Source organism: Rhodococcus quanlei, from assembly GCF_055231015.1.
Window position 1 is genome coordinate 17,070 of the sequence record NZ_JBUYWD010000021.1, and the last position, 12,859, is coordinate 29,928.

The following is a 12,859-nucleotide window of genomic DNA, read 5'->3' on the forward strand; positions in this document are numbered from 1 at the left end:
ATGGCACGAAGCTCCGACAATGAGAGAAGATGAAGGCGTGACCCTGAGCCTGTGGAAAGCCCCCCGCGCACTTTCGCCCGTCGACGCCACCGTCACCCTTCCCGGATCGAAGTCCATCACCAATCGCGCCCTCGTGCTCGCAGCACTCGCAGTCGGACCGTCGACCATCACCGGCGCCCTGCGCAGCCGGGACACCGACCTGATGATCGAGGCGCTACGCACCCTGGGCGTGAGCATCACCGGAGACGGCACCACGCTCGATGTCGTCCCGGCACCCCTGCGCTGTGGCGTCGTCGACTGCGGCCTGGCGGGTACCGTCATGCGCTTCGTTCCGCCGCTCGCTGCTCTCGCACCGGGAGACGTGTCGTTCGACGGCGACGAACAGGCCAGGACCCGTCCTCTCGGCACCATCCTCGACGCCCTGCGCGGCCTCGGCGCCGACATCGACGGCAACGCGCTCCCCTTCACCGTCCACGGTCGTGGCGGCGTGAAGGGCGGAGCCGTCACGATCGACGCCTCCGGTTCGTCGCAGTTCGTCTCCGGCCTCCTGCTGTCGGCGGCCGCCTTCGACGAGGGTGTCGTCGTCCGCCACAACGGCAATTCGGTTCCCTCCATGCCACACATCGACATGACCGTCGACATGCTGCGCGAGTCGGGTGTACAGGTGAGCACACCGAACGACGGCGCCGAGGCGAACACGTGGACGGTGAATCCCGGCCCGGTGCGCGCAGTGGACCGGATCATCGAACCGGACCTGTCGAACGCCACCCCATTCGTTGCCGCCGCCGCGGTCACGGGTGGTCGCGTTCGTATCCCGAACTGGCCGAGTACCACCACACAGCCCGGTGACGCGATCCGCGTGATTCTCGAGCAAATGGGCGCGGACGTTGCGCTCACCGATTCGATCCTCACCGTCCAAGGGCCGCGCACACTACGCGGCATCGACATCGACCTCCACGACGTCGGCGAACTGACCCCGACCGTCGCCGCACTCGCGGCAATGGCCGAGGGGCCGTCCAGGCTTCGCGGTATCGCCCATCTGCGCGGCCACGAGACCGACCGCCTCGCGGCGCTGTGCACCGACATCACCGCCCTCGGCGGACAAGCGGAGGAGACGGACGACGGCCTCGTCGTCACACCTGCCGACCTTCACGGTGGCACCTGGCGTTCGTACGCGGACCATCGGATGGCCACCGCCGGCGCCATCATCGGTCTACGGGTCGACGGAGTCGAGGTCGAGGATGTCGAAACCACCGCGAAAACTCTGCCCGGGTTCGAGAACTTGTGGTCGGACATGCTGCCCACCTCGCCGTCTCCCGAGCAGGAGGCGGGCAACTGAGTCGCCGGCAGTACGACGAATCCGACGTCCGGGTGCGCCCCGGCAAGGGGACTCGCCCACGGACGAAAACGAGACCCGAGCATCGCAGCGCCGAGTCCGCGATGGTCGTGTCCGTCGACCGAGGACGTTGGGGGTGCGTGCTCGGCGGTGATCCGGACCGGCTGGTCGTCACCATGCGGGCACGCGAACTCGGTCGCACACCGATCGTCGTGGGCGATCGCGTAGACGTCGTCGGTGACCTGTCAGGGAAGCCGGATACGCTGGCGCGCATCGTGCGAGTGTCCGACCGCAGCACGGTGCTACGCCGAACGGCGGACGACACCGACCCGTACGAGCGAATCGTCGTCGCGAATGCGCAGCAGTTGCTCATCGTGGTCGCGCTGGCCGATCCGCCCCCGCGAACGGGTTTCGTGGAGCGCGCGCTCGTAGCAGCCTATGTGGGCGGCCTACACCCCATCCTGTGCCTCACGAAAAGCGATCTCGCATCACCCGAAGAGTTCGCGGCCTCGTTCGCCGACCTCGACGTCCCGGTGGTGGTCGCCGGCCTGGACGACGCTCTCGACCCTGTCGCCGAGATGTTGGCCGGTGAACTCACCGCGTTGATCGGGCACTCCGGGGTCGGTAAATCGACTCTCGTCAACCGACTCGTGCCCGACGCCGATCGAGCCGTGGGCGTGGTGTCCGGAGTCGGGAAAGGACGTCACACCTCCACCCAGTCGGTCGCTCTGCACTTGCCCACCACCGGGTGGGTGATCGACACTCCGGGCATCAGATCGTTCGGCCTCGCCCACATCTCACCCGAGGACGTCGTGGCCGCCTTCTCGGATCTCGCGGAGGCTGTCGACGACTGCCCACGCGGATGCACTCACCTCGGGCCGCCCGCAGACCCCGAATGTGCACTCGACGAGCTGACAGGAAAGTCGGCCGGCCGCGTCGGTGCGGTCCGCCACCTTCTCGAGGCCATCTCGACCAACGAGCCTTGGTGAGCGAACCGCACCGACGGACGAACCGGTAACCGGTTCTACCGGTTTCGTGTCCCACGACGGATCAGGGCACGGACGCCACTCCGTCCACGCGACTGCTGAATGGCCGTGCGCAGTCCGCTGCGTCGACCGGTTTCGGGATCGATGACCGCGGTGGTGTTTCCGCCGAAGCGGCGTTCGGAGGCGGTTTCCGGCGCATCGTCCGCGGTGTCCTTCAGATACTTGTTCGGGAGCGAGAGCTTCGCGATGGTGCGCCACGACTTGGCGTACTGAACCAGGAACGGCCCGGTGGTGTACGGGAGGTCGTATTTGTCGCACAGTTGACGAACCCGCACGGCAATGTCAGCGTACCGATTACTCGGCAGATCCGGGAACAAGTGGTGCTCGATCTGGTAGCTGAGGTTTCCGGACATGAAGTCCATTGCCTTGCCACCCGAGATGTTGGCACTGCCCAGCATCTGTCGCAGGTACCACTCGGCCTGGGTTTCGTTGTCGATGTCCGCCTTGGTGAACTTCTCGGCACCGTCGGGAAAGTGACCGCAGAAGATAATCGCGTTGGTCCACACGTTGCGGATGACGTTCGCGGCGAGATTCGCGGTGAGGGTGCTCTTCCACGCAGGACCGGTGACCGCCGGGTGCACCACGTAGTCCTTGAGTACCTGTTTGCCGATCTTCTCGCCGACCTCGCGCAACTTGCGCTGGGTCACCTCTTTCGGCACCCGACCCTTCGCCACTTTGCCGAGTTCGAGATGCTGTGCGGCAACACCGTATTGGAACATCAACGCCAGCGCCGTGTTGTACGCGAGGTTCCCCGCATTGAACGGTTTCCACCGCTGGTCGCGCGTCACCCGCAGCAGCCCGTATCCGACGTCGTCGTCCATGCCGAGAACGTTGGTGTACTTGTGATGCAGATAGTTGTGCGTCTGCTTCCAGTGCGCGGACGGCCCGGTGTTGTCCCATTCCCACGACGTGGAATGGACCTCGGGATCGTTCATCCAGTCCCACTGTCCGTGCATCACGTTGTGGCCGAGCTCCATGTTCTCGATGATCTTCGAAATCCCGAGCATCCCCGCTCCGAGCAACCAGGCCGGGCGGCGCCTGCTGGCGAACAGGACGGCCCGTCCGCCGACCTCGAGGCTGCGCTGCAGTCGAATGGTGTTGCGTACATACCGCGCATCGCGCTCCCCGCGCGATTCCTCGATGTCGCGACGGATCGCGTCGAGTTCACGACCGAGTGCTTCCACGTCGGCTTCCGTGAGATGCGCGTATTCCTTCACGTCTGCGATGGCCACGGGGGCTCCCTCCCGGCTGATGGTTGTCACACCTGAATGCGTCGCGGCCTACCCTACCGTAAGTTACGGTGTCGTAGGTTACGCGAACGTAGGTGTGGTACATCTCACTTTCGCCGGTGGGAAATCCTCGATTCCGCGCGCGCACGGAGTGCCGACAGGAGCCCACGGCGCTGCCCTGTGACCGGGTCTGTCCGCAGCGATTCGACCATCGCCGCACCGGCATTCCGGAACTTCAACTCCGACGACGTCTCGGGTGCGTCGTCCGCCGTGGCCGTGAGCCAACGGTCGGGCAGCGCCAACTTGTGAATGGTCCGAAGCGCCAACAAGTACTGCTTGGCGAGCGAACCAGTCGTGTACGGAAGGTCGTACTTCTCACACAGGGAACGCACCCGCACCGCGATCTCCGGGTACCGGTTGCTCGGCAGATCCGGGAACACGTGATGCTCGATCTGATAGCTGAGATTTCCGCTCATGAATCCCATGACACGACCCGAATTGAAGTTCGCGCTGCCCAGCATCTGGCGCAGATACCACTCGTGCCGCGTCTCGTTGCGAAACTCCTCGACTGTGAACTTCTCCGCACCGTCCGGAAAATGCCCACAGAAGATCACCACGTAGGCCCACAGGTTCCGTACCACGTTCGATGTCACGTTGGCAGTCAGGGTGCTCTTCCACGCCGGCCCGGTCAGAGCCGGGTACAACACGAAATCCCTACCGACCTGACGGAAGCTCTTGACCGCGAATTCCTTGTTGGTTCGCGAGTTCAGCCTTCCCTCACCGCCCTCGAGGTCGCTGGCGAACTTCAGGTCGTGCAACGCGATCCCCCACTCGAACGTCGCCGCCAGTATGACGTTCGCCAGAGGCTGCAACAGGTTGATCGGGCGCCACGGCTCGTCTCGCGTCATACGCAAGATGCCGAATCCGACGTCGTCGTCCATTCCGACGATGTTCGTATAGGTGTGGTGCGAATAGTTGTGGGCGCGTTTCCAATGATCGGACGGACCCGTCTGATCCCATTCCCACGACTTCGAATGGATCTCGGGGTCGTTCATCCAGTCCCACTGTCCGTGCATCACATTGTGCCCGAGCTCCATGTTCTCGATGATCTTCGACAGCGACAGCATCGCCGTACCGACCAGCCACGCCGGGCGATACTTGCTTCCGAAGAGGACCGCCCGGCCGCCGAGCTCGAGTGCGCGCTGAAGCCGAATCGTTCGCCTGATGTACTGAGCATCGCGCAGACCACGCGACTCCTCGACTTCGAGTCGTATCGAATCGAGTTCCCGCCCCAGTGCTTCGATGTCTGCCGCGCTCAGGTGCGCGAACTCCTTGATGTCGGTGATGGCCACCGTGGTCCTCCGTCTATCGGGATACCCGAGAATAGTCGATCAAGATGAACGGAAGCCCTCAGGCGTCGAGGGTGCAATCGCCGGCGGCCGCCGAAATGCAGGTTTGCACCCGGTCGCCTTCGGCATGTTCCCTGCCCGAACGAAGGTCGACGGCGTGACCCGACAGAATCGGCACCACACACGTCTGGCAGATGCCCATCCGGCACCCGAAAGGCATGAGCACCCCCGCGTTCTCACCGGCTTCGAGCAACGTGGTCGCCCCGTCGATTGTCGTCGTCTTGCCCGACTTCTCGAACCTGACGGTGCCGCCCTCACCCGAGGTGTCCGCGCGGGACACGGCGAATCGCTCGAGGTGAAGGTTTTCCGAGATCCCCTCGTCGGCCCAGCGCTGCTCGATTTCGTCGAGCATGGGCAGTGGGCCGCACGCCCATGTGGTCCGCTCTCGCCAGTCCGGGCACATCTCGTCCAGCGTGTCCAACGCGAACTTGCCGGCTTTTCGAGTGATCTGAACGTGCGAACGATACTCCTGCTGCTCTGCCGCGAGAGCCCGGATTTCGTCTCCGAACATCACATCGTCCTCGGTGCGGGCGGAGTGCACGTGCAGCACGTCGGGATGCCGTCCGCGACGACTCAGGGTACGCAGCATCGACATGACCGGCGTGACACCACTACCAGCGGTGAGGAACAGGATTTTCTCCGGTGGCGGCTCTGGGAGCGCAAAGTTTCCGGTCGGGGTGGCCAACCGGACGATCGTCCCCGACGGCACCCCGTTAACCAGGTGTGCGGACAGGAACCCCTCCGGCATCGCCTTGACCGCGATCGAGATCCGCTTCCCGTCCCAGTTCGGCGGCGACGTCAGCGAATAGGATCGCCAATGCCAGCGGCCGTCGACGTGTAGCCCGATACCGATGTACTGGCCTGGCGCGTAGCCGAAATCGAAGCCCCAGCCCGGCTTGATCACGATCGTTGCGGAGTCCCCAGTTTCCGGCCGCACTTCCACGATCCGCCCGCGCAGCTCGCGCGCCGACCAGAGCGGGTTGGCCAGGTGAAGATAATCGTCCGGCAGCAGGGGGGTCGTGAACCGTGCTGCGACACCGCGCAACCAGTTGAGTCTCGACCTCGCCGCGGGAACGACCTCCGTCGCAGGCGCCTCGATCCAGGCTTTCAGACCCATCCGACCTCCACACTTGTTCATCGCCAACCGATCGGCAGGCATGAACCTACGATAGCGTAGGTTTACGAAGGGCGGTACAGCCGCCGCGGGCGAACGACCTCACATCAGTTCGACGAGAAAAGGCAGCTCCTGCGTCGCGTACCATGCGAGCACGTGATCTTCGGCGTCGCCGAGCACGAACTCCGCGTCCGGATCACCGAGATCCGCTTCGTCGATGACAGCGACCGCACGTTCGATATCCGGCTCGGCTTCGGCCAAGTCGACATGCACCGAGGCAACCTGTGACAACTGCACGGGCGCCGGCAGCCGTACCACCGCGTCATCGAGATCCGGCCGCGGGGTCACATCGTCGATGTCCGCTGCCACCACCGCACGTCGGTGAAAGACCTGCGCATCGGCCGCCACCCGGCCGGCGATCAACCGCAAGGAAGCGCGCGCCGCCTCCCCCATCGCCACCTCTGCCAATTCGTCGTCGTCACCGGACGCATACGCTTCGCGCAGTCGTGCGGTGACCGCGAAAGCCGTCCTGCTCATCGGATCGAACTCCTGGTCGGCCACGAGTTGCTGCAGGATCTCGATGGTGGCTGGGATGTACACCCTCGTCATGTCACGCTCCCCCTTCTTGCCTCGATACGTCACCGGCTGGCATCTCGCAACTCCTCGAGCGATTCGTACAGTAGCGACGCCATGACATCCACGTCGGCCATGGCATCACGGTCCGCATTCAAACCGTAGTGGACCTTGCCGTCGTAAGAGGTGAGCGCGATATTCAACACCTGATTCTTCAGCAACGGCGACACCGGGTACATCTTCAGCATTCGTGCCCCGGCCAGATACAACGGAACCTGGGGTCCGGGCGCGTTGGTGATCATGAGATTGAACATGCGCTGAGACAGACTGCTGGCTGCCCGGGCGCCCATCGCATGCAGGGTCGCGGGTGCGAATCCGGACAGACGAACCAGGGTCTGCGCATTGACCCGCCTCGATTGCCGCGCCTGAGCCTCGGTCGCATGCGCGACGTGGGACAAGCGAACGGCGGCATTCGGTTCACCTACGGGCAAGTCGATCAGAAACGACGACACCATGCTGCGCGGTTCGGACCAGTCGCCGCGTCGGACGCCCATTTCGGGATCGCAATCATCGTCTTCGCCGCCTTCCGGCTCGGCGTACACGGACATCGGAACCAGTGCGCGCACGATCGTCGATTCGGATACCGGTTCCCCCCGGGAGAGCAACCAGTATCGAAGCGCGCCGGAGACCACCGCGAGAATCACGTCGTTTACTTCACACCCGTACCGCTCTTTGATGGCTCGGTAGTCCGCGAGGTCTGTCGTGACGGACGCGAACCTGCGATTCCGTGAGATCGGTGCGTTCAGTGGATTCGACGGTGCGACCTGCGTGGCCGATCGCACCGCGGAAGCGAAGCGCCCCACTGCGCGCACGCTCTCTTCGGTCGTCGACGCGATACCGCCCAGTGCCGATTGCAACCGTGCCAGACCTTCGCGCGGACTGGACACCACTTCCCCGACCGCCGCGGCAATCAGGGTCGCTTCGCTCGGCTCCGGACTCGGCATCCACAGTTCTTCCGGCACATCACGCCCGGCACGGTCCACGTCCAGTATCACCTGACCGATCTCGGGAGCCGACACACCATCCACCAACGACGAGTGCGACTTGGTGAAGATCGCGACACGATTCTTGGACAGCCCCTCCACGAGATACATCTCCCACAGCGGGCAGGAGTTGTCCAGCGGCCGCGACGTCAGACGGGCGATCAGGTCGTTCAGCTGGGTATCCGAACCCGGCTTCGGAAGGGCCGACCGTCGCACGTGATATTCGATGTCGAAATCCGGGTCGTCGACCCACACCGGACGGGCCAGCCCGAACGCGACCTCACGGACCTTCTGCCGATATCTCGGCACGAGACCGAGCCTCGACTCCACCAACTCGAGCAGCTTCTCGTAGTCCAGACCGCCGCGAGGCTGCCGAAAGATCGCGAGCGAACCGACGTGCATCGGCGTACTGCTGTCTTCCAGGAAATAGAAGGAGGCATCCTGCGTGGTGAGTCTTGTCGCCATCGATGTACAGTCCCCTCACTGCCGACAGACTCGCCCCCGAAACGGACTCACAGCCGTCCGGGTTCGTTGTCGGACGAATATCCGATAAGTCGTACTCACCCTAGATCTCGATTACCGCATTCTGCGACGCGACATCCGATTCCATGCCAAGATGATGTCCGAACACGGCCTCGAACGGTCGATTCGGGGACAGTATCTGAGAATCCGGGGGGATCGTCTTGAACGACGCATACATTTATTTGTCGAGTGCACCCAAATGTGAACCACCGACGGACACGCGGCCACCCGCCTCCCGCAACTCACACCGATTGCCCACCGCCCGAACACCCGAACGGCAAGCTACGTCCCAACGGTCACCGGCGCGTAGGTCGCCACACGCCGGAATGTCTCCGCGTCCCACCCATGGGACACACGCCGCGCAACCACGCGTGCGCGACGATGCCCACCGTGCCGCCGAACACGCGATCCGACTCGTACTCGAGGTACTCGATTCACGACGAAGTCCCCGCCAATTGCGTCCGTTCGTCAGCGACGCGATGATCGACGTCGTCAGGTCCCATTCCCATGCCCGGAGTGCCAACAGGCGCCCAGGCACCGCAACTCTTCAGCGGCTTCGGGTTCGGACGGAGAGAAGGGACGGCGCGGAGGTGTTCGGCACCTACTCACGCGGTGACCGCATCTTCGCGTTCGCCGCACACATGAAACGGCGCCGTGTCCACGCGGGAAGGCCTCCCGCGTGGACGGTCACCCAATTGCAGCTGGTGTGATGTCGGCCACCGCCGACCCTCACTTCTTGCGCTTACGTCCCTTGGCCTGAGCCCGTGCGGCTTCGCGGCGTTCGCGGCGAGTTCCCTGCGGGGCCTGCTCGCCGCCCCCGTCACTCGCCCGCCGGCTTGCGCGTGCAGTCCCATCCTCGGCGGGACCCGAATAGGTGAGTCCTCGCGGCTCGTCGGGTTCGAGCCCCTTGGCCCGCAGAGCTGCCGGTGCGGCTGCCCGTTCCCCGTTCGCCGCCGCTGCCGCCTCGACACGAGCCGACTCCGTGGGCAACGGCCGTGGCGACGACGTTGACCGTGCCGACGACGACGCAGTCGCGGCCGCCGATGCCGGCGTCACGCTCACACCGCTACCGGTCTGTGGTGTTTGAGTCTCCACCTGGAGGTTGAAGAGGTACCCGACAGACTCCTCCTTGAGCCCTTCGAGCATTGCGGAGAACATGTCGAAGCCCTCGCGCTGATACTCGACGAGCGGGTCACGCTGCGCCATCGCGCGCAGACCGATGCCCTCCTTGAGGTAATCCATCTCGTAAAGGTGCTCACGCCATTTGCGGTCGAGAACGGACAGCAGAACGCGCCGCTCCAGTTGCCGCATCGAACCGTCACCGGCAAGCCCGTCGATCTCTTCCTCACGCCGACGATATGCCTGCGCGACGTCGTCGAGAACGAGCGCCTTCAGCTCGGAAGGCGACAGGTCGGACAGCTCGCCGTCCTCGTTCTCCCCGGTGAACGCCTTGTAATCGATACCGATCGGGTACAGCGTCTTCAGCGCCGTCCACAGCTGTTCGAGATCCCAGTCCTCGAGGTATCCCTCTGCCGTGGCACCTTCCACGTACGCCGAGACCACGTCGGTGGTCATCTCCTCGACCTGGCCTTCCATGTCCTCACCTTCGAGGATCTGGCGCCGCTCCTTGTAGATGACCGTGCGCTGCTGGTTCATCACCTCGTCGTACTTCAGGACGTTCTTACGAATCTCGAAGTTCTGCTGCTCGACCTGCGTCTGTGCACTCTTGATGGCCTTCGAGACCATCTTCGCCTCGATCGGAACGTCGTCCGGAAGACTCAGGCGCGTCATGATCGATTCGAGAGCCGCACCGTTGAACCGGCGCATCAACTCGTCCCCGAGGGAGAGGTAGAACCGCGACTCGCCCGGGTCGCCCTGACGTCCCGAACGGCCGCGCAGCTGATTGTCGATACGACGAGACTCGTGGCGCTCGGTGCCGAGAACGTACAGACCACCAGCTTCGCGTACGTAAGCAGCGTCGTCCTTCACCTCGACCTTGATCTTCTCGAGCACTCCGTCCCACTCGGCCTCGTACTCTTCCGGCGTGTTGACCGGGTCGAGTCCCTGCCCCCGCAGGGCGAGGTCGGCGATGATGTCCGGGTTACCGCCGAGCACGACGTCCGTACCTCGACCGGCCATGTTGGTGGCCACCGTGACGGCACCGGAGCGTCCGGCCTCGGCGATGATGGTGGCTTCCTGCTCGTGAAACTTCGCGTTCAACACGTTGTGTGGAACGCCGCGTTTCGTGAACTGCTTCGACAGGTACTCCGAGCGCTCCACGCTCGTGGTACCGATCAGTACCGGCTGACCCTTCTCGTGCCGCTCGACGACGTCGTCGACGACTGCGTCGAATTTGGCTTCCTCGGACTTGTAGATCAGATCACCGTTGTCCACGCGCACCATCGGGCGGTTGGTCGGAATCGGGATGACACCGAGGTTGTAGATCTGATGTAGCTCGGCAGCCTCCGTCTCGGCAGTGCCGGTCATGCCGGAGAGCTTGTCGTAGAGACGGAAGTAGTTCTGCAGAGTGATGGTGGCCAAGGTCTGGTTCTCGGCCTTGATCTCGACTCTCTCCTTGGCCTCGATGGCCTGGTGCATGCCCTCGTTGTACCGGCGACCGGCCAGCACACGACCCGTGAACTCGTCGACGATGATGACCTCGCCGTCGCGGACGATGTAGTCCTTGTCCTTGGTGTAGAGCTCCTTCGCCTTGATGGCGTTGTTCAGGTAGCTCACCAGCGGCGAGTTGGCAGCCTCGTACAGATTGTCGATGCCGAGCTGATCCTCGACGAGCTCCACACCCGCCTCGTGCACACCGACCGTGCGCTTCTTGATGTCCACCTCGTAGTGGACGTCTTTCCTCAGCAGCGGTGCGATGCGTGCGAACTCGCCGTACCACTTGCTCGATGCATCGGCGGGACCGGAAATGATCAGCGGCGTACGTGCCTCGTCGATGAGGATCGAGTCCACCTCGTCCACCACCGCGAAGTTGTGACCGCGCTGCACCAGGTCTTCGAGCGAATGCGTCATGTTGTCACGCAGATAGTCGAAACCGAACTCGTTGTTGGTTCCGTAAGTGATGTCCGCCGCATAGGCGGTGCGACGTTCCGCCGGCGTCATGCCGGACAAGATCACGCTCGTTTCCAGGCCGAGGAAACGGTGCACGCGACCCATCCACTCCGAGTCACGTTTCGCGAGGTAGTCGTTGACCGTCACGACGTGCACACCGTCACCGGAAATGGCGTTGAGGTACGCAGGCAACACACAGGTCAGGGTCTTGCCCTCACCTGTCTTCATCTCCGCGATGTTGCCGAAATGCAGGGCGGAGCCGCCCATGATCTGTACGTGGAAGTGTTTCTGTCCGAGAACTCGCCACGACGCCTCACGAGCCACAGCGAATGCTTCGGGAAGCATCTCGTCGAGACTCTCGCCGTCGGCGTAGCGCTTCTGGAACTCGACGGTCTTTGCCTGCAACTGCTCATCCGTCAGCGCTTCGACCTCGGATGACAGGGACTCGACGTGGTCGGCGATGTGCTTGAGCCGCTTGACCATACGACCCTCACCAACACGGAGCAGCTTCGATAGCGACAGCGACGGCACAGTCTTGTTCGTCCTCAAATTCGGCAACAGATGGATGACACATGAATTCCGGCCGTGGTCCGAGAACCGCGGCCGGAATCCATGGTAGGCGTATTCGCGATCAGGCGACTAGGCCGGACCTTTTCGGTGGCCCCTGCCAGGGGTTCGGCAGGCCGGACTCACGCCAGGCGGATCAACCCGTAGTCGAACGCGTGCCGCCGGTATACGACGGACGGGCGGTCCGACTCCTTGTCATGGAACAGGAAGAAGTCGTGTCCTACCAGTTCCATCTCGTACAGCGCATCGTCGACGGTCATCGGCGTCGCGGTGTGTTCCTTGGTTCGCACGATCTGGCCCGGGGCGTGTTCCTCCGGTTCGTAGCCGTCGAGCGAAATATCCGGGGAGATCCCGAGAGAATCGTCCTCCGCGAGCGAGGCTGTGGCCTCGGCAACAGAAACGGGCGTCTTGTCCCCGTAGTGAACCTTCTTTCGATCCTTTGTGCGGCGCAGTCGGCTCTCGAGTTTGGCTGTCACCGATTCGAAGGCTGCATAGAAACTGTCGGCGGAAGCTTCCGCCCGCGCCACGGGCCCTTTACCCCTGGCGGTGATCTCCACACGCTGACAACTCTTCGACTGACGCCGGTTGCGCTCGTGCTGGAGTTCCACATCGAAGTGGTAAATGGAGGGGTCGAAGCGTTCGAGGCGTGACAATTTGTCTGCCACGTATATCCGAAAGTGGTCCGGAACTTCGACGTTGCGTCCTTTGACGACTATCTCGGCATTGGTGGTGTCCGCGCTCGAGTCTGCATCGGACACGTTGTCATCGACGAAAACCGAGGTTTGCGAAGGGGTCGTCACTCGTACCTCCCGATTACGGCCACATCCCTACAGGTAGTGGCGAAGGTGTACATCGGCCGAGAGGGATTCCGCCCGGCTCAAGGTTCGAAGTTCACCTCCTAACCTGTGATTTCGGGTGTGTCCGCGACGCTAGTACGTAACCCGCGCGAGT

General features: G+C 63.5%; 10 protein-coding genes. 3 read left to right on the forward strand and 7 right to left on the reverse strand.

Annotated elements, in window-relative coordinates:
* The first annotated feature begins 19 nt into the window (after positions 1-19).
* Positions 20-1,339 (forward strand): 3-phosphoshikimate 1-carboxyvinyltransferase, encoded by a 1,320-nt coding sequence (aroA, locus tag ACZI8Q_RS15385; protein ID WP_463374421.1) that lies wholly within the window; start codon positions 20-22, stop codon positions 1,337-1,339.
* A complete protein-coding gene (rsgA, locus tag ACZI8Q_RS15390) occupies positions 1,336-2,325 on the forward strand; it encodes a ribosome small subunit-dependent GTPase A (RefSeq protein ID WP_463374496.1) in 990 nt (329 codons plus the stop codon). Before aroA ends, rsgA begins: the two co-directional genes overlap by 4 nt.
* Positions 2,326-2,360: 35 nt before the next feature.
* On the opposite strand, the gene ACZI8Q_RS15395 is transcribed toward rsgA, so the two are convergent.
* From ACZI8Q_RS15395 to ACZI8Q_RS15415, 5 genes are all read right to left on the reverse strand, one after another.
* The gene (locus ACZI8Q_RS15395) at positions 2,361-3,614 is read right to left on the reverse strand and encodes a fatty acid desaturase family protein (protein WP_463374422.1); all 1,254 of its coding nucleotides are present in this window, start codon (positions 3,612-3,614) and stop codon (positions 2,361-2,363) included.
* Positions 3,615-3,718: 104 nt separating this feature from the next.
* Positions 3,719-4,963 (reverse strand): fatty acid desaturase family protein, encoded by a 1,245-nt coding sequence (locus ACZI8Q_RS15400; RefSeq protein WP_463374423.1) that lies wholly within the window; start codon positions 4,961-4,963, stop codon positions 3,719-3,721.
* 58 nt (positions 4,964-5,021) lie between these two features.
* Positions 5,022-6,137, reverse strand: a complete 1,116-nt coding sequence (locus tag ACZI8Q_RS15405) for a ferredoxin reductase (protein ID WP_463374497.1) — start codon at positions 6,135-6,137, stop codon at positions 5,022-5,024.
* Positions 6,138-6,236: 99 nt separating this feature from the next.
* The gene (locus ACZI8Q_RS15410; protein ID WP_463374424.1) at positions 6,237-6,743 is read right to left on the reverse strand and encodes a DUF6912 family protein; all 507 of its coding nucleotides are present in this window, start codon (positions 6,741-6,743) and stop codon (positions 6,237-6,239) included.
* Positions 6,744-6,772: 29 nt separating this feature from the next.
* Entirely contained in the window at positions 6,773-8,215 is a 1,443-nt protein-coding gene (locus ACZI8Q_RS15415; protein ID WP_463374425.1) for a WS/DGAT/MGAT family O-acyltransferase, read from the reverse strand.
* 428 nt (positions 8,216-8,643) lie between these two features.
* On the opposite strand from ACZI8Q_RS15415, the gene ACZI8Q_RS15420 reads away from it, so the two are divergent.
* Positions 8,644-8,982: an Rv3235 family protein gene (locus ACZI8Q_RS15420; RefSeq protein ID WP_463374426.1), complete on the forward strand. Its 339-nt coding sequence runs from the start codon at positions 8,644-8,646 to the stop codon at positions 8,980-8,982.
* Between the two features lie 19 nt (positions 8,983-9,001).
* On the opposite strand, the gene secA is transcribed toward ACZI8Q_RS15420, so the two are convergent.
* Together secA and hpf are read right to left on the reverse strand one after the other, a co-directional pair.
* Positions 9,002-11,872: a preprotein translocase subunit SecA gene (secA, locus tag ACZI8Q_RS15425; RefSeq protein WP_463374427.1), complete on the reverse strand. Its 2,871-nt coding sequence runs from the start codon at positions 11,870-11,872 to the stop codon at positions 9,002-9,004.
* A gap of 158 nt (positions 11,873-12,030) precedes the next feature.
* On the reverse strand, positions 12,031-12,708 hold the full coding sequence (gene hpf / locus ACZI8Q_RS15430; RefSeq protein WP_463374428.1) for a ribosome hibernation-promoting factor, HPF/YfiA family: 678 nt from the start codon (positions 12,706-12,708) through the stop codon (positions 12,031-12,033).
* Positions 12,709-12,859: the final 151 nt, after the last annotated feature.